This window comes from Nonomuraea fastidiosa, assembly GCF_042751225.1.
GTDB lineage: Bacteria > Actinomycetota > Actinomycetes > Streptosporangiales > Streptosporangiaceae > Nonomuraea > Nonomuraea fastidiosa.
The window spans coordinates 7,690,989-7,712,976 of sequence record NZ_CP170570.1 but is presented as its reverse complement, the minus strand read 5'-3'; the positions used below and the strand labels follow the sequence as shown (position 1 = coordinate 7,712,976).

General features: G+C 72.2%; 26 protein-coding genes. 15 read left to right on the top strand and 11 right to left on the bottom strand.

Annotated elements, in window-relative coordinates; translation table 11 throughout:
- Positions 1-139: 139 nt before the first annotated feature.
- Entirely contained in the window at positions 140-577 is a 438-nt protein-coding gene (locus ACFMQL_RS35490) for a MerR family transcriptional regulator (protein WP_364050619.1), read from the bottom strand.
- 38 nt (positions 578-615) lie between these two features.
- Between ACFMQL_RS35490 and ACFMQL_RS35485 the strand changes: the two genes are divergently transcribed.
- A complete protein-coding gene (locus ACFMQL_RS35485; protein WP_378789163.1) occupies positions 616-1,269 on the top strand; it encodes a class I SAM-dependent methyltransferase in 654 nt (217 codons plus the stop codon).
- A 74-nt stretch (positions 1,270-1,343) separates the two neighbouring features.
- Here the strand turns inward: ACFMQL_RS35485 and ACFMQL_RS35480 are convergent, their stop codons facing one another.
- Positions 1,344-2,099 (bottom strand): DUF998 domain-containing protein, encoded by a 756-nt coding sequence (locus ACFMQL_RS35480; RefSeq protein WP_378789162.1) that lies wholly within the window; start codon positions 2,097-2,099, stop codon positions 1,344-1,346.
- 171 nt (positions 2,100-2,270) lie between these two features.
- Between ACFMQL_RS35480 and ACFMQL_RS35475 the strand changes: the two genes are divergently transcribed.
- A complete protein-coding gene (locus ACFMQL_RS35475; RefSeq protein ID WP_364050628.1) occupies positions 2,271-2,876 on the top strand; it encodes a helix-turn-helix domain-containing protein in 606 nt (201 codons plus the stop codon).
- Between the two features lie 333 nt (positions 2,877-3,209).
- On the opposite strand, the gene ACFMQL_RS35470 is transcribed toward ACFMQL_RS35475, so the two are convergent.
- Positions 3,210-3,431, bottom strand: coding sequence for a helix-turn-helix domain-containing protein (locus ACFMQL_RS35470; protein WP_378790247.1), 222 nt, complete (start codon positions 3,429-3,431; stop codon positions 3,210-3,212).
- A 299-nt stretch (positions 3,432-3,730) separates the two neighbouring features.
- On the opposite strand from ACFMQL_RS35470, the gene ACFMQL_RS35465 reads away from it, so the two are divergent.
- On the top strand, positions 3,731-4,249 hold the full coding sequence (locus ACFMQL_RS35465; RefSeq protein WP_378790291.1) for a hypothetical protein: 519 nt from the start codon (positions 3,731-3,733) through the stop codon (positions 4,247-4,249).
- 91 nt (positions 4,250-4,340) lie between these two features.
- Positions 4,341-5,237 carry an alpha/beta hydrolase gene (locus ACFMQL_RS35460; protein ID WP_364050634.1) on the top strand — a complete coding sequence of 299 codons (897 nt, stop codon included), beginning with the start codon at positions 4,341-4,343 and terminating at the stop codon, positions 5,235-5,237.
- A 104-nt stretch (positions 5,238-5,341) separates the two neighbouring features.
- Here the strand turns inward: ACFMQL_RS35460 and ACFMQL_RS35455 are convergent, their stop codons facing one another.
- Positions 5,342-6,343 carry a GlxA family transcriptional regulator gene (locus ACFMQL_RS35455; protein ID WP_378789159.1) on the bottom strand — a complete coding sequence of 334 codons (1,002 nt, stop codon included), beginning with the start codon at positions 6,341-6,343 and terminating at the stop codon, positions 5,342-5,344.
- Between the two features lie 54 nt (positions 6,344-6,397).
- Between ACFMQL_RS35455 and ACFMQL_RS35450 the strand changes: the two genes are divergently transcribed.
- The 9 genes from ACFMQL_RS35450 to ACFMQL_RS35410 all read left to right on the top strand — a co-directional run bounded on the left by ACFMQL_RS35450 (position 6,398) and on the right by ACFMQL_RS35410 (position 15,498).
- Positions 6,398-6,730 carry a cupin domain-containing protein gene (locus ACFMQL_RS35450; RefSeq protein ID WP_364050640.1) on the top strand — a complete coding sequence of 111 codons (333 nt, stop codon included), beginning with the start codon at positions 6,398-6,400 and terminating at the stop codon, positions 6,728-6,730.
- 25 nt (positions 6,731-6,755) lie between these two features.
- The gene (locus ACFMQL_RS35445; RefSeq protein ID WP_378789157.1) at positions 6,756-7,286 is read left to right on the top strand and encodes an aminotransferase class III-fold pyridoxal phosphate-dependent enzyme; all 531 of its coding nucleotides are present in this window, start codon (positions 6,756-6,758) and stop codon (positions 7,284-7,286) included.
- A complete protein-coding gene (locus ACFMQL_RS35440) occupies positions 7,283-7,504 on the top strand; it encodes a hypothetical protein (protein WP_378789155.1) in 222 nt (73 codons plus the stop codon). Before ACFMQL_RS35445 ends, ACFMQL_RS35440 begins: the two co-directional genes overlap by 4 nt.
- A 124-nt stretch (positions 7,505-7,628) precedes the next feature.
- Positions 7,629-8,957 carry a cytosine permease gene (locus ACFMQL_RS35435; RefSeq protein ID WP_364050643.1) on the top strand — a complete coding sequence of 443 codons (1,329 nt, stop codon included), beginning with the start codon at positions 7,629-7,631 and terminating at the stop codon, positions 8,955-8,957.
- A gap of 93 nt (positions 8,958-9,050) precedes the next feature.
- Positions 9,051-10,610 carry a hydantoinase/oxoprolinase N-terminal domain-containing protein gene (locus tag ACFMQL_RS35430; protein ID WP_378790246.1) on the top strand — a complete coding sequence of 520 codons (1,560 nt, stop codon included), beginning with the start codon at positions 9,051-9,053 and terminating at the stop codon, positions 10,608-10,610.
- A 7-nt stretch (positions 10,611-10,617) separates the two neighbouring features.
- Positions 10,618-11,691 carry a DUF917 domain-containing protein gene (locus tag ACFMQL_RS35425; RefSeq protein WP_364050645.1) on the top strand — a complete coding sequence of 358 codons (1,074 nt, stop codon included), beginning with the start codon at positions 10,618-10,620 and terminating at the stop codon, positions 11,689-11,691.
- On the top strand, positions 11,688-12,803 hold the full coding sequence (locus ACFMQL_RS35420) for a DUF917 domain-containing protein (protein ID WP_364050647.1): 1,116 nt from the start codon (positions 11,688-11,690) through the stop codon (positions 12,801-12,803). The genes ACFMQL_RS35425 and ACFMQL_RS35420 overlap by 4 nt, the downstream gene beginning before the upstream one ends.
- Before the next feature lie 86 nt (positions 12,804-12,889).
- Complete coding sequence (locus tag ACFMQL_RS35415) at positions 12,890-13,963, top strand: DUF917 domain-containing protein (RefSeq protein ID WP_364050649.1); 1,074 nt, start codon at positions 12,890-12,892, stop codon at positions 13,961-13,963.
- Positions 13,960-15,498 (top strand): helix-turn-helix domain-containing protein, encoded by a 1,539-nt coding sequence (locus ACFMQL_RS35410; protein ID WP_364050651.1) that lies wholly within the window; start codon positions 13,960-13,962, stop codon positions 15,496-15,498. The genes ACFMQL_RS35415 and ACFMQL_RS35410 overlap by 4 nt, the downstream gene beginning before the upstream one ends.
- Positions 15,499-15,508: 10 nt before the next feature.
- Here the strand turns inward: ACFMQL_RS35410 and ACFMQL_RS35405 are convergent, their stop codons facing one another.
- The 3 genes from ACFMQL_RS35405 to ACFMQL_RS35395 form a co-directional block, all read right to left on the bottom strand.
- On the bottom strand, positions 15,509-15,976 hold the full coding sequence (locus tag ACFMQL_RS35405; RefSeq protein ID WP_378789152.1) for a hemerythrin domain-containing protein: 468 nt from the start codon (positions 15,974-15,976) through the stop codon (positions 15,509-15,511).
- A gap of 12 nt (positions 15,977-15,988) precedes the next feature.
- Positions 15,989-16,354 (bottom strand): hypothetical protein, encoded by a 366-nt coding sequence (locus ACFMQL_RS35400; protein WP_378789150.1) that lies wholly within the window; start codon positions 16,352-16,354, stop codon positions 15,989-15,991.
- Positions 16,355-16,479: 125 nt separating this feature from the next.
- Positions 16,480-16,908, bottom strand: a complete 429-nt coding sequence (locus ACFMQL_RS35395) for a MarR family transcriptional regulator (protein WP_364050656.1) — start codon at positions 16,906-16,908, stop codon at positions 16,480-16,482.
- A 168-nt stretch (positions 16,909-17,076) separates the two neighbouring features.
- Here ACFMQL_RS35395 and ACFMQL_RS35390 point away from each other — a divergent pair, with 168 nt between their 5' ends.
- Entirely contained in the window at positions 17,077-17,940 is an 864-nt protein-coding gene (locus tag ACFMQL_RS35390) for an MBL fold metallo-hydrolase (protein WP_378789148.1), read from the top strand.
- Between the two features lie 97 nt (positions 17,941-18,037).
- Here ACFMQL_RS35390 and ACFMQL_RS35385 read toward each other — a convergent pair whose 3' ends face one another.
- Positions 18,038-18,631 (bottom strand): TetR family transcriptional regulator, encoded by a 594-nt coding sequence (locus ACFMQL_RS35385; protein WP_364050662.1) that lies wholly within the window; start codon positions 18,629-18,631, stop codon positions 18,038-18,040.
- A gap of 109 nt (positions 18,632-18,740) precedes the next feature.
- Here ACFMQL_RS35385 and ACFMQL_RS35380 point away from each other — a divergent pair, with 109 nt between their 5' ends.
- On the top strand, positions 18,741-19,454 hold the full coding sequence (locus ACFMQL_RS35380; protein ID WP_364050665.1) for an SDR family NAD(P)-dependent oxidoreductase: 714 nt from the start codon (positions 18,741-18,743) through the stop codon (positions 19,452-19,454).
- Here the strand turns inward: ACFMQL_RS35380 and ACFMQL_RS35375 are convergent.
- From ACFMQL_RS35375 to ACFMQL_RS35365, 3 genes are read right to left on the bottom strand one after another with little or no spacing between them, the layout of a single operon-like run.
- A complete protein-coding gene (locus ACFMQL_RS35375; protein ID WP_378789146.1) occupies positions 19,423-19,992 on the bottom strand; it encodes a glycoside hydrolase N-terminal domain-containing protein in 570 nt (189 codons plus the stop codon). The genes ACFMQL_RS35380 and ACFMQL_RS35375 overlap by 32 nt on opposite strands.
- An 8-nt stretch (positions 19,993-20,000) precedes the next feature.
- On the bottom strand, positions 20,001-21,506 hold the full coding sequence (locus tag ACFMQL_RS35370) for a tripartite tricarboxylate transporter permease (protein WP_378789144.1): 1,506 nt from the start codon (positions 21,504-21,506) through the stop codon (positions 20,001-20,003).
- A 21-nt stretch (positions 21,507-21,527) separates the two neighbouring features.
- On the bottom strand, positions 21,528-21,986 hold the full coding sequence (locus ACFMQL_RS35365) for a tripartite tricarboxylate transporter TctB family protein (protein ID WP_364050674.1): 459 nt from the start codon (positions 21,984-21,986) through the stop codon (positions 21,528-21,530).
- Positions 21,987-21,988 lie beyond the last annotated feature (2 nt).

The window sequence follows — 21,988 nt, the reverse complement described above, 5'->3', positions numbered from 1 at the left end:
CCGGAGTCAGCTGGAGCCGGCCGGAGGAGGCTGGAGCCGGCCGGAGCAGGCTGAAGGAGGCGGAGCCGGCAGGAGGCGGCTGGAGCGAGGCGGCTGGAGCGAGGCGGCCGGAGCGAGGCGGTGAGCCGGGGGCCGGTGGTCAGGCGGAGTGGGCGCGCTCGTGGGCCTCTTCGAGTGAGGCGCCTTCGAGGAGGGCCGCGATGCCGCTGGTGAAGCGGGGGCAGCCGGTGATGTCGTCGTGGGAGCAGGCCAGGCCGTGGGCGATGGCGGTGCGGGCGGCCTGGGCCTGGGCGATGCGGTGGTCGAGCTCGGCGAGCTTGCGCTGGTAGAGCTCGCGCCAGCCGGTGCCGTCGGAGGTGCGGGCGGCGAGGAAGGTGGCGATCTCGCGGAGCGTGAAACCGACGCCGCGCAGCAGCAGGACGAGGCCGACCAGCTCGACGGTGGACGGCGGGTAGCGGCGCCGGCCGGAGACGCGGGTGGGGGCGGGGAGCACGCCGAGGTCTTCCCAGTAGCGCAGCGCTGAGGTGGCGACGCCGGTGCGGCGCGCCAGCTCGCCGATCGTCAGGTGCTCGGCCATTTGACTTCAAGCGTACGTGAAGTCGTTGACTGCGGCTCATGAGGATGACGAAGGGTTCTCTGCAGGATCGGGTGGTCGCGGCGCTGGTGAGTCAGGCGCATCGGCCGCGTGGGGCGTTCGGGTGGCTGGAAGGGGCGCTGTTCGCGTACCGGCCGTCCAACAGGAAGCGGAACCGGTGGGCGGTGTCGCTGCTGGAGGTGCGGCCGGCGGATCGGGTGCTGGAGGTCGGGTTCGGGCCGGGGGTGGCGATCGCGGAGTTGGCGCGGCGCGCGGTTCGGGGGCGGGTGTTCGGGGTGGATCACTCGGCGACGATGGTGCGGATGGCGGCGTGGCGGAACGCGGCGGCGGTGCGTGCGGGGCGGGTCCGTCTCGTGGCGGCGTCAGTGGAGCGGTTGCCGGATTTCGGGGGTCCGCTGGATGTGATCCTCGCGGTGAACAGCGTGGGGTTCTGGCCTGAGCCGGTGGATCGGTTGCGTGAGCTGCGTGGGTTGTTGCGGCCTGGCGGGCGGATCGCGCTGGTGAGCCAGCCGCGCTGTCCGGGCGCGAGCCGGGAGACGACCGTGCGTGCGGCGAGGGAGCTGCGGGACCTGCTGGAGCGGGCGGGATTCGCGGGGTTCCGGGTCGAGACGCTTGAGCTGGATCCGCCGGTGGCGTGCGTGCTGGCGGTCAATCCTGGCTCGTCGGTGTCGTAAGCGGGTGTTGTGGATCGCCTGTGTGATCTTGTGGTGTCGTGATCGTGCTGGTCGCGGGCGGTGAGCGACGCAGCTCAGCCGGCCGCTGAGTGGCGGCTGTACCCATGCCAGAGGGCGGCTCCCGCGCAGATGAGGCCGAGCAGGAACGGATGGACGGCGCCGCGTTCGATGAGGCCGACGAGGATGTTGGCCCCGGAGATGAGGTCGGCGAAGTAGGCCACCATCGAGACCAGGCCGATCGCGCCGGCGGTGACCAGCGTCCGCCCGAGTTTCGGGGAGAGCCCGACGCGTTGGTGCATGCTCCCGAGCGCGATGGCCAGGACGTTGCCGCCGACGAAGCCTGCCAGGGCGCCCAAGGCGTGGAAGTCGCCGGTGCCGTCGTTCATCGCCTCGCCGGATCCGGGGAACAGGCCGAGCAGGACGCCGCCGGTGGCCAGCAGCGTCGCGGGGGCAAGCGCTGCCCAGCGGTGCCGGCCGCGTAGACCGCGCAGCACGGCCGCGCCGGCCAGAATCGTGATCCCGAACAGGAAGAAGCCGGTGTTCATCACCCATGCCAGCGGTGAGTACATGTACTGCCCGAACAGTGTCGAGGGCCCGTGGACTCCGAGGTTGCTGATGAAGTGGTAGGTGTAGCTGTAGGGCGGGTCGGTCCATGCCGCGGCGGCGATGAACTCGGCGAGTAAGAAGATCGTCGGCCCCGCGATGAGCAAGGCTCCCGCGGTTCGGTGCTCCCGAGGCCGGTGCGCGTGGGGGGTGAGCACTTCAAGTTTTGTGCCGTTCGCGGGGTCGTTTCGTGCGAGGTTCGAGAACGGGTTGATGTCGCCGGCCATGGTCATGGTCCTTTCGGTGCCGGCGCTGTGCGCCGGGGTCGGGGCGGGTTCGTGCCGAGTCGACGCAGCAGGGGGATCCGAGCCATCCGATAACTTCACTCGCACACTTACTACACCGAGACTACTTTTACTGTCAATGTAGTTGTAGTTCGGCACTAGTAGGATCTGGTCATGGTTGACGGAACGGCCATGGGACGGCGGGAACGCAAGAAGGCGGCGACGCGGGCGGCGATCCTGGACGCGGCAACGGCGCTGTTTCTCGAGCGCGGCTTCGACGGGGTCAGCGTTCGCGAGATCGCCGACAAGGCGGATGTCTCACCCAAGACGGTCTTCACGCATTTCCCGCAGAAGGAGGCGCTTGTCTTCAGCGACGAGGACGAACGGCATGAGCGCCTCGTGGCCGCGGTCAGCGGCCGGCCGCCGGGGACGACGATCTCCGACGCGCTGAAGGCGCACTACCTCTCCGAGATCGCCGCGATGAGGTCCGGGCCCCAACGCCAGATCCTCACCCTCATGGAAGAGACACCGGCCCTGATCGATTACGCGGAGAAGATGTGGTTCCGCCATGAGGGCGCCCTCGCTGCCGCGATCGCCAAGGAGCTCGGGCTCGCGGAGCCGAACGACGAGATCCGGTTCTATGTCCGTTTCGCCCTGCAGATCCAGCTCAGCGCCATCAACGCGGCAGATCCGGAAGCAACCATCGATGCGGGGTTCCGGCTTCTCGATGAAGGCTGGGCACGCTACCACGAGGCCAGAGGCCAGAGCGCATCCGGGTGAAGGTTCGCGAGCGGTGGCCTCGCCGAGGCGGACGGAGGCCACCGGTCACGGGGGCTTTGCCGGGGCCCGCAACACTGAGTGCATCCGTTGCCGACCAGACCCCTGATCGCGTCCACGACGTCGCGTCGGTCGTGCGTCTCGGCAGGCTCGGCACCCGATGGACCTGCTCATCTTCGGGCCGGGTGGCCGCGTGCGGAGCGGCCGTCGCAGACAACCGGCGGCTGGTGCGGGCCGGCTCGGTGCGCAGCCGCCAGCGTTCGCCGGCGATCCGGTCATCAGGCGAGGTCGGGTGCGCTCAACCCGCTCCAGCGGAAGGCCCGCCCCGTGCGAGCGTCAGGTGTGGAGGAGGCGCCAGGCGTTGAGTGCGAGGCGGGCGCGGGTGAGTCCGGCGGGCTGGGTGAGGTCGACGCCGAGGGTCTTGCCGAGCTGGTCGATGCGGCGGGCGACGCTGCTGTGGTGGAGGTGGAGGAGGTCGGCGGCGCGGCGGAGTGAGCCGGTGGTGCAGTAGGCGTCGAGGGTTTCGAGGTCGTCGGGGGTTTCGGCGAGTGCGGCGATGGCGGTGACGTCGGCGTTGTCGCGGATGGCGTCTTCCGGTACGTCGGCGAGGAGTGCGACGACGCCGAGGTCGTCGTAGCGGACGATGGGCTGGCGTGGGGTGGTGAAGCGGAGTGCGGTGCGGGCTTCGCGCCAGGCGCGGCCGGGGCCGGGGGCGGTGCTGAGTCCGGCGCGTACGCCCGGCGGGAAGCGGGCGGGGTCGAGGGTGGTGGCGAGGATGGCGCCGACGCCGGCCAGGGGTGCGGCTTTGACCGGGCGTGCGGGGCAGATGGAGGTGCCGACCTGGTCGAGGGGGAGTGGTGAGTGTACGGCGGCGACATGGAGGCGCAGGTCGGGGGAAAGCCGAGCAGGCGCAGGGCGCGGGCTCTGGCGGCTTCGTCGCTGTCGGCGCTGATGGCGAGTTCGACGAGGGCGGGGTCGGCCATGGTGGTGCGGGCGGGGCCGTAGCGTTCGACGACGGCCGCGGCGGCGATGGCGAGGCGGTCGAGGAGGAGGTCGTCGAGGGTGCGTGGGGTGTCGGGGCGTTCGAGCCAGACGGTGCCGATCTCTTCGTCGTCGAGGAGGATGGGGCTGCTGGTGGACGGCGGGTGGAGTGTGCCGTTCGCGGGGTGGCCGTCGGGGGCGTAGCGGATGGGCTGGCCGGTGCCGTGGAGCCGGATGCCGGCGACGCATTCAGCGAGGCTGGCCGAGGCGCGGGCGAGGGCGGGCAGGTCGACACGGCGGCGCATCAGCGTGTCGTAGAACATGACGACGCGGATGGCGCCGCCTGCTTGGGAATCGAGTTGCGACAGTCGTACGGCGAGTGCCTCCACGCTTGACAGCGTATGCGCGCCGATCGGTGCGTGTGGCGGGATGGATGTGCGACGGTTGGCGGATGATCGGGTGGGGCCGGGTGGCGAGGATGGGGGCATGGATCCCGAACTCGAACCATTTCTCGCGTTGTTCCCCCGTGCGGATCTGAGTGATCCGATCGCGCAGCGGGAGAACTTCGCCAAGCTGGCCACCTCGGTGCCCGCGCCGGATCTGGCGGGCGTGGAGGTGGAGGATCGTACGGTGCCGGCGGATCCGGACGTGCCGGTGCGTGTCTACCGTCCGCGTGATGCGCAGGGCGCGATCGTGTGGCTGCACGGCGGCGGATTCGTCATGGGTGATCTGGAGACGGAGCACCCGTGGGCGGGCCGGCTGGTGCAGGCGTCGGGCGCGGTGGTGATCTCGGTGGGGTACCGGCTGGCGCCGGAGCATCGGTATCCGGCGGCGCTTGAGGATGTGTGGGCGGTGCTGCGGTGGGCTCACGAGCAGGCGTCGGAGCTGGGGTTCGATCCGCAGCGGCTGGCGGTGGGCGGTCACAGCGCGGGTGCGGGTCTGGCGGCGGCGGTGTCGCTGCGGGCGCGTGACGAGCAGGGGCCGCCGATCCGGTTCCAGCTGCTGAACCAGCCGGGGCTGGACGATCGGCAGCAGACGTGGTCGGCGGTGAACTTCACCGACACGCCGTGGATGACCCGGGACAAGGTGACGCAGATCTGGGGTCACTACCTGGGCGGGCGGCCGGCCACTCCGTATGCGGCGCCGAGCCGTGCCGATGACCTGTCGGGTCTGCCGGCTGCGTACATCGCGACGGCGGAGTTCGACCCGAACAGGGACGAGGCGATCGAGTACGGTCTGCGGATGCTGCAGGCGGGGGTGCCGGTGGAGCTGCATCAGTGGGCGGGGACGTTCCACGGTTCGCAGGCGCTGTTGTCGGCGGAGGTGTCGCAGCGGCAGATCGCCGAGATCGGCGCGGTGCTGCGGCGGGCGCTGGCTCCCTGACGGAGGGCTGGGCGGGCGCGCCCTCGAAGGGCCGGTCCGGGGCTTGCGGTGGCACGCCTTGGAGTCCTTGTCGTGGGTTGCCGGGGGCGCGTCCGTGCGGGTCCTCAGGAAGGAGCCGGTCCGTTGCGGGCCGGCTCCTTCGTTTTCCGGCCGCGGAAGGCGCGGCGGTAGGCGCCGGGTGTGGTGCCGAGTGCGGTGCGGAAGCGGCGGCGGAGGTTGGTGGCGGAGGACAGGCCGGTGCGGCGGGCGATGGCGTCGAGCGGCAGGTCGGTGGTCTCCAGGAGGTCTTGGGCGGCGGCGATGCGCTGGGCGAGGAGCCATTGTCCTGGGGTGGTGCCGAGCTGGTCGAGGAAGCGGCGGGTGAGGGTGCGTGAGGAGACGCCGGCGTGGGCGGCCATGGTCTCGACGGTGACGGGTTCGGCGAGGCGGTCGGCGGTCCAGTCGAGGAGCGGGGCGAGGGTGCCGTCGATCTGGGCGGGGCGGGGTGGTGCGGTGTATTGGAGCTGGCCGCCTTCGCGGTGGGGCGGCATGACCATGGCGCGGGCGATGTGGGCGGCGTAGCGTGCGCCCTGGTCGCGGCGTACGAGGTGGATGCACAGGTCGATGCCGGCTCCTGCGCCTGCGCTGGTGGCGAGGTCGCCGTGGTCGACGTAGAGGACGTCGGGGTCGACGCGGACTTTGGGGAAGCGGGTGGCGAGTTCGCCGGTGAGTGCCCAGTGGGTGGTGGCTTCGCGGCCGTCGAGGAGGCCGGCGTGGGCGAGGGCGAAGGCGCCGGAGCAGATGCTGACGAGGCGGGCGCCGCGTTCGTGGGCGCGGCGGAGGGCGTCGGTGACGGCGGGGGAGGGCGGGTCGGCGGGTGGCAGCCAGCCGGGGATGATCACCGTGTCGGCGTGATCGAGTGCGTCGAGTCCGTCGGTGACGAGGATGTCGTAGCCGGCGCGGGTGGGGATGGGGCCGGGGTGTTCGGTGCAGACGCCGAAGGTGTAGGCGGGTGGGAGTTCGGGGCGGTGGATGCCGAAGATGTGGGCGGCGCAGGCGAGTTCGAAGGTGGATTGTCCGGGGCGGACGAGTGCGGTGACGCGCTGCATGTCGGAAAAGTAGCGCATGATGTCTTTTCTGACACTCGGCCGGGGTGGGTGCGGGCTGTCAGGGTGGTGTGCATGACGACGCAGCAGAACATGTCAGGGTACGTGTGGTCTTCCGTTGCGGACGCCCCGGTGCGTGAGGTGTTTCCCGGTATCCGGTTGCGCCCGTTGTGGCGGGGTGAGGGCGGGGCCGGTGCGTACGTGCTGGAGATGGATCCCGGATCCTGCTGGGAGGGGATCGACGTGCACGATCCTGGGCCGGAGGAGGTCTTTGTGGTCTCCGGGGTGTTCAACGACGGCGAGCGCGACTATCCGGCGGGGACGTTCATCCATGCGCCGGCGGGGTCGTCGCATGTGCCGCAGTCGGCGACGGGGTGCACGTTGTTCCTGTTCTATCCGGAGGGCTGAGCCGTCTTGGGGCCGGCGCTGGTCGATGCCTGCGCGTACGGGCCACGCCGCGTTCTCGCCCGAGCTGATCGTCCGCGCGAGCGGCACGTCGGTGTTCACCGAGAGCGGCCGCGAGCTGCTCGACTTCATCTCCGGGCAGATGAGCGCGATCCTCGGCCACTGCCACCCCGAGATCGTCGCCACCGTGGGCGAGCAGATCGCCCTGCTGGACCACCTGCACAGCGGGATGCTCAGCCCACCGGTGGTGGAGCCGGCGGAGCGGCTGGCGGCCACGCTGCCGGAGCCGCTGGAGAAGGTGCTGCTGCCGACCACCGGCGCCGAGTCGAACGAGGCGGCGGTGCGGCGGGCCAAGCTCGTCACCGGCCGCCACGAGATCGTGTCGTTCGGGCGTTCCTGGCACGGCATGACGCAGGCCGCCGCGAACGCCACCTGCAGCGCCGGCCGCAAGGGCTACGGGCCCGCCGCGCCGGGCAACCTCGCGCTGCCGGTGCCCGACCGGTTCATTCCGGCGATCACCGACGCCTCGGGCGAGCTGGACTGGCGCCGCCAGTGGTGACCGGCGCCGAGATCGAGCGGCGCGCCCACGAGCGGGGGTTCCTCTTCCCCACCACGCACGTCAGCGACCCGCTGCCGGCCGCCGTCGGCACCACCGTGCTGCGGGTGGTGGAGCGCGACCGGCTGGAGGAGCGGGCCCGGCGGCTGGGCCGGCCGCTGCGCGGCCATCCTGGACGAGGCGCTCACCGGAGCCGCGCGTACGCTGTGAGCCGGGCGTAACCGGCGACCGTGCACAGTGCATAGTCGCGGCCTTCCGGCTGTGGAGTGTCCACACTGACACGGTGGCCGCCGCTTTCTACCGTAAGCGTCCAACCACTGGTTTCGCTCGGTAAGGGAGGTCGGCATGGCCTCGGCCGTCGGTGTCGACGATTACGCGCTGTCCAGGGTGCCCAGCGGCGCCCGCTACTCCTGGTGGTCGGTGGCCGTGCAGCGGTTCGGCCAGATCTCGGCGCTCAGCCAGTTCCTGCTGGGCGCCACGCTCGGGTTCGGGATGGGGTTCTGGCAGGCGTTCCTTGCGCTGACGCTGGGCGCGGTCATCCTCGAGGTGGTCGCGGTGTTCGTGGGCGTGATCGGCGTGCGCGAGGGGTTGTCGACGTCGATGCTGGCCCGCTGGACGGGGTTCGGCAGGGCCGGGTCAGCGGTGATCGGCCTGGCGATCGGGATCAGCCTCATCGGCTGGTTCGGCATCCAGTCGGCGGTCTCGGCGCAGGGCCTGGCGAGCCTGGTGGGCGTGCTGCCCGAGTGGGGGTGGTCGCTGGTGTTCGGGCTGGTGGTGACCGCGATCGTGCTGTGGGGGTTCGGGTCGATGGCCTGGACCGCGTACGTGACGGTGCCGGCGTTCCTCATCCTGGTCGGCTGGTCGATCATCAGCGAGCTGTCGCGGCACGACGTGGGCGCGCTGGTGGCCTCGGCGCCGCCGGGGCCGCAGCTGAGCCTGCTGGAGGGCACCACGCTGGTGGCGGGCGGTTTCATCGTCGGGGCGATCGTCACCCCGGACATGACCCGGTTCAACCGGGGCGTGGCCGACGTGGTCAAGCAGACGCTGGTGGGCGTCACGCTCGGCGAGTACGTGATCGGCATGGCGGGTGTGCTGCTGGCGCACGCGGTGGGCAGCAGCGAGATCACCACCATCGTCACCTCGTCGGTGGGCTGGGTCGGCATCCTGGTCATCGTCGCCGGCACCATCAAGATCAACGATTGGAACCTGTACTCCTCCGGGCTTGGCCTAGTGAACTTCGTCGGCACCGTGCTGGGCAAGAAGGTGCACCGGGGCGCGGCGACCGCCGTCATCGGCCTGCTGGGCAGCGTGCTGGCCGCGGCCGGCATCCTCGACCGGTTCGTGGACTTCCTGACGCTGCTCGGCGTGGTCTTCCCGCCGATCGCGGGGATCATGGTGGCCGAGTACTTCGTGGTGCGGCGCTGGCGGGGCGATCTGGAGGAGGCCAAGGCGCGCGGCACGGTGCCCGAGCAGGCGCCCGACTGGGTGCCGGCGACGCTGGCGATCTGGCTGGTCTCGGCGCTGGTGGGGCGGTTCGTGGAGGTCGGGCTCGGCAGCATCAACTCGCTGGTGCTCGCGTTCGTGCTGTACGTCGTGGCCGGGAAGCTGGGCTGGGTGCGGGGAGTGGGGGCGCACCGCACGGCCGACGCGGTGCCCCAGCCGGCGAACGCCTGACAGGCGGGCGGCCCGGAATCAAGCCCCCGAGATCAAGCCCGTAATCAAGCCCGTAATCAAGCAAAGACACCTGATAGGGGAGTGGGGGAACTCGTGCGCATCGGCATCGACGTGGGCGGTACCAACACCGACGCCGTCCTGCTGGACGGCAGGCAGGTGCTGGCCGCCGTCAAGACCGGCACCACCGCCGACGTCACCTCCGGCATCGTCAGCGCCCTGCGGGGGCTGCAGGAGCAGCGGGCGTTCGACTCGGCGGACGTGCAAGCCGTGATGATCGGCACCACGCACTTCATCAACGCGCTGGTCGAGGCCCGCCGCCTGGCGCCCACCGCGGCGCTGCGGCTCAGCCTGCCGGCGGGGGCGTCGCTGCCGCCGATGGTGGACTGGCCGCAGCGGCTCATCGACGCCGTCTCCGGGCGTAGTTACCTGGTGCACGGCGGGCACGAGTTCGACGGCCGGCACATCGCCGAGCTGGACGAGGCCGAGGTGCGCAAGGCCGCCGACGACATGGGCCAGGCCGGGGTGCGCAGCGTCGCGATCACGTCGGTGTTCTCGCCGGTCAACGCCGAGTTCGAGGCGCGCGCGGCGGAGATCATCGCTGAGCGGCTGCCGGGCGTGGCGATCTCGCTGTCGCACGAGATCGGCCGGGTGGGGCTGCTGGAGCGGGAGAACGCCACCATCATCAACGCCGCGCTGCGCGAGCTGGCCGCGCACATCGTGGACGGCCTGGCCGCCTCGATCACCGGCGAGGGCATCACCGCGCCGCTCTACCTCAGCCAGAACGACGGCACGCTCATGGACGTCGATTTCGCCCGCCGCTATCCGGTGGCGACGTTCGCCTCGGGGCCGACGAACTCGATGCGCGGCGCGGCCGTGCTGTCGGGGCTCGACACCTGCGCGGTGGTCGACGTGGGTGGCACCACCAGCGATGTGGGGGTGCTGCGGCACGGCTTCCCGCGTGAGGCCACCACCGACGTGACCGTGGCGGGTATCAGGACGAACTTCCGCATGCCGGACGTGCTGTCGATCGGCATCGGCGGCGGCAGCCTGGTCCGCCACGACGGGCCGGTCACGGTCGGCCCCGACAGCGTCGGCTACGAGCTGACCTCGCGGGCGCTGGTGTTCGGCGGTGACACGCTGACCGCCACCGACATCGCGGTGGCCGCGGGCCGCGCCGAGATCGGCGATGTGGCCCGGGTGGCCCATCTGGACAGGGAGCTGGCCGAGGCCGCGCTGCGGCGCATCGCCTCGGATGTGGCCGACGCGGTGGAGCGCATGCGCACCTCCGCCGAGCCGCTGCCGGTGGTCGCGGTCGGCGGCGGCTCGATGCTGCTGCCCGATGAGCTGGCCGGCTCCGGCGAGGTGCACCGGCCGGAGCACTACGCGGTCGCCAACGCCATCGGCGCGGCCATCGCGCAGATCGGCGGCGAGGTGGACCGCGTCTACGCCGTGGAGCCCGGCCGCCGCGACGCGGTGGTGGACGCCGCCAAGCAGGAGGCGGTGGACCGGGCGGTCGCGGCCGGGGCCTCGCCGTCCAGCGTGCGGATCGTGGACTTCGACGAGGTGCCGATCCCGTACCTGCCGGGCAACGCCACCCGCATCAGAGCCAAGGCCGTCGGCGAGCTGCAGCTGACCGACGCGAAGGGACGGTGAGGCGGCGATGACGCGCACGATCACCACCGCCGACCTCGACGACCTCGCCGCCGGCGCCGCCGTGCTCGGCACCGGGGGCGGCGGCGACCCGCACATCGGCCGGCTGCTGGCCTCCGCGGCCGTGGTCGCGCACGGCCCGGTCGAGCTGTGCCCCCTGGAGGAGCTGCCGGACGACGCGGCGGTGCTGCACGTGGCGATGATGGGCGCCCCGACCGTGATGGTGGAGAAGCTGCCCTCGGCCGAGCAGGTATCCATGGCCGTCGAGGCGCTGTCGGGCTACCTCGGCCAAAGGGTGACCCACATCGCCTGCGCCGAGGCCGGCGGCGTCAACTCGCTCATTCCCGTGGTGGCCGCCGCGCAGCTCGGCCTGCCGCTGGTGGACGCCGACGGCATGGGCCGCGCCTTCCCCGAGCTGCAGATGGTGCTGCCCACCCTGTACGGCGCCCGCGCCACCCCCATGTCGATCGCCGACGAGAAGGGCAACAAGGTCGTTTTGGACGCGGTGGACAACCACTGGGCCGAGCGCCTGGCCCGGTCGGCCACCGTCGACATGGGCTGCTCGACGATGATCGCCCTGTACGCGATGACCGGCGCGCAGGCGCGCGAGTCGCTGGTGCCGGGCACGCTGAGCCTGTGCGCCGAGCTGGGCGCGCTGGCGCGCAAGGCCCGCGCCGAGCATGCCGACCCGGTCGAGGCGGTTACGCGGCGGCTGGGCGGAAGGCGGCTGTTCACCGGCAAGGTGACCGACGTCGAGCGGCGCACCACCACCGGGTTCGCGCGCGGCACCGCCCGGCTGGCGGGCATGGACGGCGACGCGGGCCGCGAACTGGTGCTGCGCTTCCAGAACGAGTATCTGGTGGCCGAGCTGGACGGCGAGGTGCGCGGCACCGTACCGGACCTGATCTGCACGCTCGACCGGGAGAGCGGCGAGGCGATCACCACCGAGGCGCTGCGCTTCGGCCAGCGGGTCAGCGTGATCCTCGCGCCGTGCGATCCGCGCTGGCACAGCGCGGAAGGGCTGGCTTTGGCCGGGCCGCGCTACTTCGGCTACGACGTCGACCCGGTGGGGGTGGGCCGATGAGCCGGCTGCTGACCGAGGACGACCTGCCCGACCTGGCGCGCGGCGCGGCGGTGCTGGGCACGGGCGGCGGCGGGGATCCGTACGTGGGGCGCTTGCTGGTGCGGCAGGCGATCCGCGAGCACGGCCCCATCACCGTGCTGGATCCCGGCGAGCTGGACGACGACACGCTCGTCATCCCCACCGCGCAGATGGGCGCGCCGACCGTCGTGCACGAGAAGCTGCCGCGCGGCACCGAGCCGGTCGCCGCGCTGCGCGCCCTGGAACGCCATCTCGGCCGCACGGCCGGCGCCACCATGCCGATCGAGTGCGGCGGTATCAACTCGATGATCCCGCTGGTGGTGGCGGCGGTGACCGGGCTGCCCGTGGTGGACGCCGACGGCATGGGCCGGGCCTTCCCCGAGCTGCAGATGGAGACCTTCGGCGTGTACGGCGTGCCGGGCTCGCCGATGGCGGTGGCGGGGGAGCGGGGCGAGACCACGATCATCGACACCGGTTCCGACAACCGGCGCATGGAGTGGCTGGCGCGCGGGGTGACCGTCAGGTTGGGCGGCGTGGCGCACATCGCCGAGTACGCGATGACCGGGGCCGAGGTCAAGCGGACCGCGGTGCCGCGCACGCTCTCGCTGGCCCTGTCCATCGGCCGCGCGATCAGGCGGGCGCGTGAGGTGGGCGCGGACCCGGTGGCCGCGCTGGCCGAGGCGCTGCGCGGCACCCTGTACGGGCATCTGCGGGTGCTGTTCCGCGGCAAGGTGTCGGACGTGGAGCGGCGCACCGAGGCGGGCTTCGCGCGCGGCCGGGCGAAGGCGGTGTCGTTCGACGGGCGGCATGAGCTGGAGCTGACGTTCCAGAACGAGCACCTGGTGGCGGTGGTGGACGGCGAGGTCCGGTGCGTGGTGCCGGACCTGGTGTGCGTGCTGGAGTCGGAGCTGGCCGAGCCGATCACCACGGAGAACCTGCGCTACGGGCAGCGCGTGACGGTCGTCGGCATCTCCACGCCGGAGCTGATGCGCACGCCGGAGGCGCTGGCGGTGTTCGGGCCGGCCGCGTTCGGGCTGCCGCACCCGTTCACCCCGGTGGAGGAGCGCAACCCGGCGCCGGCCGCCGTCGGCTGATCGCGGCCGGCACGGCGGGCTCCGCGGCGGCCGTGGCCGCCTGGGCGGTGGCGCGGCGGGCGGGGCCGGTGCGGCAAGCTGGGAAGATGCGCATCGAGCTGCCGGACGTGCCGGCGCTGGAGCGGGGCGTGGCCGTGCTCGGCTCCGGCGGCGGCGGGGACACCCGCATCGCCGGGCTGCTGCTGCGCCGGCGCCTGGCCGCGGGTGCGAACGTCGTCGTGCACGCCCTCGATGAGGTGCCGCCGCAGGCGTACGTCGTGCCGGTGGGCGTCGTCGGCGCGACGCCGGTGTTCAATGAGAAGCTGCCGGGCGGGCAGGAGTTCGCCGCCGCCGTGGCCGCCATCGAACGCTGGACCGGCACCCGCGCGGCCGCCGTCGCCTCCTTGGAGATCGGCGGGCTGAACGGCCTGCTGCCGCTGGCCTGGGACCTGGGCCTGCCGGTGGTGGACGCCGACCTGACCGGGCGCGGCGTGCCCAGGCTCGACCAGCTCTCGCTGAACGCCTGCGGCCGGCCGGTCACCCCGGCCGCGCTGGCCGAGCCGGGCGGGCAGGTGCTGGTACAGGCCACCGGCTTCCCCGCCGATCTGGAGCGCACGGTGCGGGCGTTCCTGCCGAGCGCGGGCGGCTGGGCGGCGCTGGCACTGGCCCCGCTGCCGGTGCACGAGCTGGCCTGCTGCAGCGTCGCGGGGTCGGTGTCGGCGGCGCTGCGGCTGGGCCGCCGGATGCTGGAGCTCGGCGAGTCGCCCGGCCCCGGCCCGCTGGCGGAGGCGACCGGCGGGCGGGTGCTCGCGCTCGGGCGGGTGATCGAGGTGGCCCGCAGGCCAGGGCCTCGCCGGCACGGCAGGGCGGGGTTCTCGCGCGGCGGCGTCACGGTGGCCGACCACGCCACGGGCGCGCTGCTGCGGCTGGAGATGGAGAACGAGTACCTGCTCGCGCTGCGCGACGGCCGCCTGGTCGCCTCGACACCCGATGTGCTGGCGGTGCTCGACCGGCGCACGGTGACGCCGATCTCCGGCGATGCGGTGCGGGCGGGCATGGAGGTGATCGTGCTGCAGGTGCCGATCGCGGCGTTCTGGACGGATCCGGGGCGGATCGAGCTGGTCGCGCCGCGGGCGTACGGGATCGACTGCGACCCCGTGCTGCTGGGAGGCGGGCGATGACCACCGTGCGCAGGCTGCTGGCGCTGCCGGAGTGGAGCGGCGCGGTGCGCGTGCTCGCCGGGGCGGCCGGGCTGGACGAGCCGGTGTCGGCCGTGCGGCCGCTCTCCGACCCCGCCGCCTACCCTCCCGGCTCCGGCGGGGCTGGGGAGGTGGTCATGGTGACCGGGCCGGTCGAGGCAGGGGACTGGCGGCTGGACGCGCTGCTGCGCCGCGTGGTGGACGCCGGCGGCGCGGCGGTGCTGCTGGCCGCGCGGGAGGTGGCGTACGGGACGCTGCGGCTGGCCGACCGGCTCAGGCTGCCGCTGCTGGGTGCGTCGGCCGACGTGCTGGATCTGCTGGTGGCGGCGCGGCTCTTCCTGGCCGAGCCGGAGACCGACCGGGCCAGGCTGGTGCTGGCCGCCCACCGGGCCTTCGACGAGCGCACGCTCGCGCCCGAGGACGTCGTCGCCCGCCTGGGGGAGCTGCTGGAGGCGCCCGCGGCGCTGCTGGACGAGCGCGGGCAGCCGCTGGCGGGGGAGGTGCGCGAGCCCGGCGCGGTGCGGGTGCGGGAGGTGGTGCGGCAGCGCGTTCCGCTGGACGACGGGGTGCTGCTGGCGCATCCGGCGCTGCTGCCGGGAGCGCCGGGGCCGTCGTTCTGGCTGGTGGTGGAGCTGCGGGGGACGGCGGCGGGGCGGGCCGACGCGGTGCCGGTGGCGCTGTCGGTGGCGGCCACGGCGGTGCAGCGCTGGCTGCTCAGCCACCGGCTTGAGCTGGAACGGGACGCGCGCTCGCGTACGGCGCTGCTCGGCGACCTGCTCAGGCTGGACGGCGAGCCGTCGGCGCAGCTGCGCAGGCGGGCCGCCGATGCGGGCTGGCAGCTGACCGGCTGGCACGTGGGCCTGCGCATCGGCGCGCCGCCCGCGCTCGACACCGTCGCCTGGACGGCGCAGGTCGTGCGGGTGCTGCGCAGCGAGGGCGTGGACGCGGTGGTCGTGGAGCACGGCGACGGCTGGACGGGGTGGACGACGTTCGCGCAGGAGCCCACCGCCGCCCGGGTGCGGGCGCTGGCCGACACCCTGCGTACGGCGAACCGGGCGCTGCACGGCTCGGTCGGCGCGCACATGGGGGTGGGCCGCCCGCATCCGGGCACCAGCGGCCTGATCAGCACGGTGGCCGAGGCCGCCGACGCCGCCCGGCTGGCCGCCACCCGGCCGGAGGCGGGCTTCTTTCTGCAGGTGGACCAGCTCGGGATGGCGCAGCTGCTGCTGGAGTGGGCGCGTACCGACACCTTCGAACCCGCCGCCCGCGCGCTGCTCGCGCCGTTGCAGGACCAGCCGGGCGACCTCATCCGGACGCTGTCGGCCTACCTGGACGCCGAGTCGTCGATCGCGGAGACGGCGGCGGTGCTGGGGGTGCATCGCAACACGGTGGCCGCGCGCATCCAGCGGGTGGAGCGGCTGCTGGGCGTCGACCTGCGCCACCGTGACGAGCGCCTGGCGTTGCACCTGGCCTGCCGCACGGTCAGCCGGCCGCAGGAGGGCTTCCAGGGGTCGTGAGCCCGGCCTGTCAGGCGTCGCCGAACATGCGCCGGGCGTCCCTCTCCGGGGCGTCGAAGGCGTGCAGCGCCCGGGTGAGCGAGCCTTCCTCGAAGCCGAAGTGGGCCTTCATCGTGGCCTTGACCTCGTTGATCTGCTGGAAGAGCCGCCGCGGTGAGGTGCGCGGACCGTCGAGCGCGTGCTGGAAGCCGGCCAGCAGGCGCGCGAGGACCTCGTGCTCGCGGCGCAGGCGGGCGATCGCGGGCGCCAGCTCGGGTGCCTGCCGGAGCAGGGCGGGGAAGAAGTGGTCGTCCTCGCTGCGGTGGTGGCTGCCCAGCGCGGAGCAGAACGTGTAGCAGAAGATCCGCAGCTCGGGCTTGAGCGCCTGGGCGCGCTCACCGCGGCGAATGGCCTTACGGGCGTCCTCCAGGGTCTTCTCCAGGCGGTGGTGGACGTCTTGGAGCTCGCGATGCCAGGCGAAGAGGCGCGTGCGCAGCATGGTCCGGCCCTTTCAGGACGGTCGGGTGGGGGAGTGGCTCACGTGTGGTCCTTTCGCTGGGTCATCGCCGGTGGCGCGCGGCTTCGGTAGCTGCTCCAGCAGGCTCTCGTGCCAGGCGATCTCCGCCTTCAGCCGCGCCGTGGTGTGGTCGAACGTCATCGGCTCCAGCCCGCGCAGGTACGGCTCGGCCTGCTCGCGCCGGTGCCGCCAGGCCGTCAGCCGGGCCTTGAGCGCGTCCAGCCGGTCGCCGATCACGGCGCGGAGGTCCTCGTCGGCGAGGTCGTCGGCGTAGTGGAGGGCGAGGTCCATCGGGTCGGGCCGCAGCCGGACCTCGCGCAGCGTCCGGTCGCGCAGCGCGATGAACTCCGGACTGGTCAAACGCGAGTAGTTGCCACTTATTGATCTACAACGTAAAGGCGCCGGGTTCTGAGGCTCTACTCTTCCCCCTTTTTCGAAGCGGGCTTCGCCCGCACGCCCCGACGAACAACCAAGGCCGGGCGGGCCTATCGGCGGGTGATGGCCTGTTCGAGCAGGTGGTGGAGGGTGCGTTGCTGCTCGGGGGTGAGGGCGGCCAGAGGTGAGTCCTCGACGAGGAGCTGGAGGAGGCGCTCGCGCAGGGCGTTGCCTTCGGGGGTCAGGACGAGGTGTTTGGCGCGGCGGTCGGTGGGGTGGGGGCGGCGTTCGATGAGGCCCTGCTTTTCCAGCTTGTCGACGATGAAGGTGGCGTTGGAGGGCTCGCAGCTCATGCGTTCCGCCAGCTCTCGCATGGTCATGGGGCCGGTCATCTCCCGGAGGGCGGTGGCCTGGGCGGCGGTGAGGCCCAGGGTGGTGGCGCGCCGGCGTACGTGGTCGGCGATCTGCTGGGCCAGGCCGTTGACCAGGCCGCAGAGCTCGCGTTCGGCGGTGGCTTGCGGTTCTGGGGAGATGGTCATGGCGTTCATGCTAGCAACGTGCTTCAAGACAGCATTTTTCTAGCTTCACTGTTTCAAGTCAGGATATTTCAAGCTTGACTGATTCACGCTGGATGCTTACGGTGGCGCTGGTCGCCGCGTTGGGACGCGGTGCGTGGATCTGCGGCCTTGTCGAGGAGGGTGTGTGGCATGGCGATCGGTGCGGTTGGTTCGGGTGAGCGGTTGCGGCGGCCGGGTGAGGCCCGGTCGTTGTGGCTGGGTGAGACGCGGGTGTCGTTCGTTCCTGATGGGGTGATTCAGGGGGTGCCGCGTGCGTGGCTGCCGGACTCGACGGAGGAGTTCTGGGCCGCTCATCCCGAGTATGTGGACGGTTCGGGGTATCTGGTGGCGAGCATCGGCGGTCTGCTGGTGGAGAGCGGTGGCCGGGCGTTGCTGATCGATGCGGGGTGGGGGCCGGTGTCGTTGCCGGCCGTGCCGGGGCGGCCGAATGGTGCCGTGCGTGGTGGTGCGTTGCTGGACGGTTTGCGGGCGCTGGGGCGTGGGCCGGAGGAGATCGAGGCGGTGGCGTTCACGCACCTGCATGTTGATCATTTCGGCTGGGCCTGGGGTCAGGGTGGTGTGGGGCCGGTGTTCGCGCGGGCGGAGTATCTGGTGGCGGAGCCGGAGTGGGCGGGGTCTGATCTGTCCGCGCAGGGGGTGCTTGAGGGGGTGCGGGTGCGGACGGTGGCCGATGGGGAGGAGGTTTTCCCGGGTGTGCGGGTGCGGGTCACCGGTGGTCACACGGCCGGGCATGCGGAGTATGTCATCAGCGGTGGTGGGAGGCGGCTGATCGCGTTCGGGGATGCCATGCATTCGCCGGTGCAGGCCGATCATCCTGAGTGGTCTTGCGTGTACGACCATGATCGGGTGCGGTCGGCTGAGCATCGTCGCCGGCTGATCGCCGAGCTTGAGCGGCCGGACACGATCGGCTTCGGGGTGCATTTCGCCGATGTGGTCTTCGGTCGGGTCGTCCGGGACGGTGCGGGTTCTGTGTGGCGGCCGTTGGACGCGTGATCGGGTGAGGGGGTCCGGTGATCGCAGCGTGATCGTCGGGTTTCTCGTCGGTGGCGTGGACGCGGTGTACGGGAGGCTAGGCGCGGTTGGCCGGCCGTCAGGGGCGGGTGGCGAGGCGGCGGGCGGCGTGGACGACGGCGGCGCGGCGGCGGGCGGCTTCGTCTGTGTCGCCGTCGTGGTGGCCGGTGAGCATGCGGGCGATCTGGGGTGCGGCCGACCAGTAGCTGGACAGGGAGATGATGAGGAACATCAGGTGGGCGGGGTCGAGGGTGTCGTCGATATGGCCGGCCTGCTGGGCGGCGGCGATGGTGGCGGCTTTGGCCTTGTAGAGGTCGGTGCGGGTGAGTTCGTCGGGGACGGCGTCCTTGCCGGTGAGTCCTTCCCAGAGGACGAGGCGGGCGAGGTCGGGGTGGGTGCGCTGGTAGTCGAAGGCGCGGCCGGCGAAGTCGCCGATGTCGTCGGGGCCGGTGATGTGGAGGGGGACGGCGGCGGCGAGGGCGTCGACTTCGGTGCGGATGACGGTGGAGAAGAGGGCGGTTTTGTCGCCGTAGTAGTTGTAGACGCGTTCGCGGTTGACTTTGGCGCGTTTGGCGATGCGGTCGATGGTGGTGCCGTCGGGGCCGTGGGCGGCGAATTCGGTGAGTGCCGCTTGGTAGATGCGCTTTTTGGTGCCTTCGACGTCCCATGCCATGGCGGTCATCATATTCCAACACGCGTGTTGCATTTGGTGGCGGGGCGGGGTTATGGTCGGCCTGTCGCCAACACGAGTGTTGGAATTTCATCCTCTCAGGGGCAGGACCATGACCGTGAAGACCGTACTGATCACCGGCGCCACCAGCGGCGTCGGCGCCGAGGCCGCGCGGCTGCTGCTGGAGCGCGGCCACCAGGTGGCCGTCACCGGCCGCAACGAGGCGCGGCTGAAGGCGTTCGTGGAGGAGGCCGGGCATCCGGACCGGCTGCTCGGTGTGATCGCCGACGCCGCCGATTGGCAGGACACCCAGCGGGCGGTGGCGCAGACCGTGGAGCGGTTCGGGGCGCTGCATGCGGCGGTGGCCAACGCCGGGTTCACCTCCCGCGACCATGTGCAGACCGCGGGCACGACGCTGGCCGACGGCGATCCTGAGCTGTGGCCGTCGATGGTGCTGACCAACGTGCTCGGCCCGGCGCTGCTGGCCAGGGCGACGCTCGCGCATCTGGAGGCGACCGGCGGGCGGCTGGTGTTCGTCGGCAGCGTGGTCGGGGTGAAGAACAGCCCCGGCAACCTGTACTCGGCGACGAAGTGGGCGGTGACCGGGCTGGCGGAGAACCTGCGCATGCTCGCCACCGGCCGCGGGGTCGGTGTGACGCTGGTCAATCCGGGCGTCATCGACACGCCGTTCTGGTGGGACGCGGGCGCGCCGCCGGTGTCGCTGCAGCCGGGTGCGATCGCCGAGGCGATCTGCTACGCGCTCGACCAGCCGGCCGGGGTGGACCTCAACACGATCACGATCCGGCCGATCGGCCAGCAGAACTGACGAGGCTCGCCCCAGGCGTCTTCGGCGTCAGAAGACGAGGTCGCGCCTGGTTTTCACCTCCTCGGCGGTCAGGGCGCGGGCGATGATGGCGGGCCGGTCCAGGCCGCCGGTCGGGCGCTGATCGCCGTTCTGGTCGGCGCCGAAGCGCAGCGGCCGGGTGGCGCGGCCGGCGATGCCGTCGGGCCCGGTGCGGCCGGTGGCGTGGCGGCCGCCTCGTTGCGCAGTGTGTAGCTGTGGCCGGTGCGGGCGGCGGCGTCGACGGCCGCGGTGACGCGGTCGTGGGGTCGTCGCGGCGGTAGGTGGGGTAGGTGTCGGCGTAGTCGGTGCCGGCCGACAGCAGCAGGACGGCGCTGTCGGCGCCCTCGACGCGGACGCTCTGGCCTTCGTCGGTACGCCGGCCGCCTTGGGTGATGACCTGGAGCTGGGCTTCGAAGCGCAGGCCGTTGTCGGCCAGGCGGCCGCGGATGGTGAGCCTGCCGTTGTGCGCGGTGACGGTCTTGTCGTCGCGGGGCGAGGTGTGGCGGAGGGTGAAGGACACATCGGGGGTCAGTCGTCGTCGGTGAAGACGGCCTCGCGGCGGCGGCGGATCGCCGGCAGCACGGCCACCACCAGCGCCAGCACGGCCAGCGCCAGCAGCACGGCCGAGATGGGGCGGGTCACGAACACCGACGCGTCGCCGCGCGAGATGATCATCGCGCGGCGCAGGTTCTCCTCCAGCAGGGGGCCGAGCGCGAAGCCGAGCAGCAGCGGTGCCGGCTCGCAGCCGCACGTGATGAGGATGTAGCCGAGCAGCCCGAACGCCACGATCGCGTAGACGTCGAAGGCGTTGAAGCTGAGCGAGTAGGTGCCGATCGCGGCGAACAGCACGATCATCGGGAACAGCACCTGGTAGGGGATGCGCAGCATGCGCACCCACATGCCGATGAGCGGCAGGTTGAGCAGCACCAGCAGCACGTTGCCGATCCACATCGAGGCGATCAGCCCCCAGAACAGGGCCGGTTCCTCGACGATGACGTTGGGGCCTGGGGTGATGCCGTGCACGATGAACGCCCCGACCATGAGGGCCATCACCGGGTGGGCGGGCAGGCCGAGCGTGAGCAGCGGGATGAAGGAGGTCTGGGCGGCGGCGTTGTTGGCCGACTCCGGTCCGGCGACGCCTTCGATGGCGCCGTGGCCGAACTGCTGCGGCCGGCGGGAGATGCGCTTCTCGACGGCGTAGGAGGTGAAGGAGGCCAGGACGTGGCCGCCGCCGGGCAGCACGCCGAGCGCGGCGCCCAGGCCGGTGCCGCGCAGGATGGGGCCGGCGATGCGGCGCCAGTCGTCGCGGGTGGGCCACAGGTGGCGCACCCGGGAGACGATCGCGGTGCGGGTGTGGCCGGCCTCCAGGTTGCGCAGGATCTCGGCGACGCCGAACATGCCGACGGCGACCGAGACGAAGTCGATTCCCCCGTACAGCTCGCGCTGTCCGAAGACGAAGCGGGGGGTGCCGGTGTAGATGTCCTGGCCGATGGTGCCGAGCAGGACGCCGAGCGCGATCATGGCGAGGGCTTTGAGCGCGGTGCCGCGGGCGAGCGCGATGGAGACGATGAGGCCGAGCAGCACCAGGGAGAAGTACTCGGCGGGCCCGAACTGCAGCGCCACGCGGGCCAGGGGCGGTGCGGCGAGGGCGAGGACGACGGTGGCGATGGTGCCGGCGATGAACGAGCCGATGGCGGCGGTGGCCAGGGCGGGTCCGGCGCGGCCTTGGCGGGCCATCTCGTGGCCGTCGAGGGCGGTGACGGCGGCGGAGGATTCGCCGGGCAGGTTGATGAGGATGGCGGTGGTCGAGCCGCCGTATTGGGCGCCGTAGTAGATGCCGGCCAGCATGATGAGGGCGGTGACCGGTTCGAAGGTGAAGGTGATGGGCAGCAGCATCGCGACCGTCGCGGTCGGTCCGATGCCGGGCAGCACGCCGACGGCGGTGCCGAGCAGCACGCCGACGAAGCAGTACAGGACGTTCTGGATGAGCAGGGCGGTGGAGAAGCCCAGGGCGAGGTTGTCGAGAAGGTCCATACCTCAAGATCCGGTCGCGTGTCAGGCTCCGAGCCACGGGCCCAGGAGGGGGATGCGCAGCTGGAGTCCGACGACGAAGATGAGGGTGGCGGCCGCGGTGAGGCCGGCGGTGACGGCCAGGGCCGTGATGAGCCGTACGCGGGCGGCGAGCGTGGTGAGCAGGGCGGTCACCGCCGAGGCCGGGACGAACCCGAGGCCCCGTACGGTGAAGCCGAAGAACACCAGGGCGGCGGTGATGACGGCGGCGGCCCGCCACGGGATGCGGCCGAAGGTGATCGCCTCACCCGCGATGAGGCCCTTGACGACGATGGCCAGGCCGAGTGCGGCGACGATGGCGCCGACCAGCAGCGGGAAGGCGCCGGGCCCCAGCCGCAGCGGGGTGCCCAGGTCGTAGCCGAGCGCGCCGGCGGCGAACGCGGCGCCGATGACGATGAAGATGGCGCCGGCCAGGACGTCCGGCCAGGAGCGGCGTGCCCGCATGT

Coding starts and splice junctions, on each gene's coding strand:
- ACFMQL_RS35485 (WP_378789163.1), top strand. CDS start 616: ATGAGGATGACGAAGGGTTCTCTGCAGGATCGGGTGGTCGCGGCGCTG.
- ACFMQL_RS35480 (WP_378789162.1), bottom strand. CDS start 2,099: ATGGCCGGCGACATCAACCCGTTCTCGAACCTCGCACGAAACGACCCC.
- ACFMQL_RS35435 (WP_364050643.1), top strand. CDS start 7,629: ATGGCCTCGGCCGTCGGTGTCGACGATTACGCGCTGTCCAGGGTGCCC.
- ACFMQL_RS35370 (WP_378789144.1), bottom strand. CDS start 21,506: ATGGACCTTCTCGACAACCTCGCCCTGGGCTTCTCCACCGCCCTGCTC.
- ACFMQL_RS35380 (WP_364050665.1), top strand. CDS start 18,741: ATGACCGTGAAGACCGTACTGATCACCGGCGCCACCAGCGGCGTCGGC.
- ACFMQL_RS35365 (WP_364050674.1), bottom strand. CDS start 21,986: ATGCGGGCACGCCGCTCCTGGCCGGACGTCCTGGCCGGCGCCATCTTC.
- ACFMQL_RS35410 (WP_364050651.1), top strand. CDS start 13,960: ATGACCACCGTGCGCAGGCTGCTGGCGCTGCCGGAGTGGAGCGGCGCG.
- ACFMQL_RS35385 (WP_364050662.1), bottom strand. CDS start 18,631: ATGGCATGGGACGTCGAAGGCACCAAAAAGCGCATCTACCAAGCGGCA.
- ACFMQL_RS35450 (WP_364050640.1), top strand. CDS start 6,398: ATGACGACGCAGCAGAACATGTCAGGGTACGTGTGGTCTTCCGTTGCG.
- ACFMQL_RS35460 (WP_364050634.1), top strand. CDS start 4,341: ATGGATCCCGAACTCGAACCATTTCTCGCGTTGTTCCCCCGTGCGGAT.
- ACFMQL_RS35405 (WP_378789152.1), bottom strand. CDS start 15,976: ATGCTGCGCACGCGCCTCTTCGCCTGGCATCGCGAGCTCCAAGACGTC.
- ACFMQL_RS35445 (WP_378789157.1), top strand. CDS start 6,756: ATGCCTGCGCGTACGGGCCACGCCGCGTTCTCGCCCGAGCTGATCGTC.
- ACFMQL_RS35455 (WP_378789159.1), bottom strand. CDS start 6,343: ATGCGCTACTTTTCCGACATGCAGCGCGTCACCGCACTCGTCCGCCCC.
- ACFMQL_RS35475 (WP_364050628.1), top strand. CDS start 2,271: ATGGTTGACGGAACGGCCATGGGACGGCGGGAACGCAAGAAGGCGGCG.
- ACFMQL_RS35390 (WP_378789148.1), top strand. CDS start 17,077: ATGGCGATCGGTGCGGTTGGTTCGGGTGAGCGGTTGCGGCGGCCGGGT.
- ACFMQL_RS35395 (WP_364050656.1), bottom strand. CDS start 16,908: ATGACCATCTCCCCAGAACCGCAAGCCACCGCCGAACGCGAGCTCTGC.
- ACFMQL_RS35490 (WP_364050619.1), bottom strand. CDS start 577: ATGGCCGAGCACCTGACGATCGGCGAGCTGGCGCGCCGCACCGGCGTC.
- ACFMQL_RS35420 (WP_364050647.1), top strand. CDS start 11,688: ATGAGCCGGCTGCTGACCGAGGACGACCTGCCCGACCTGGCGCGCGGC.
- ACFMQL_RS35425 (WP_364050645.1), top strand. CDS start 10,618: ATGACGCGCACGATCACCACCGCCGACCTCGACGACCTCGCCGCCGGC.
- ACFMQL_RS35415 (WP_364050649.1), top strand. CDS start 12,890: ATGCGCATCGAGCTGCCGGACGTGCCGGCGCTGGAGCGGGGCGTGGCC.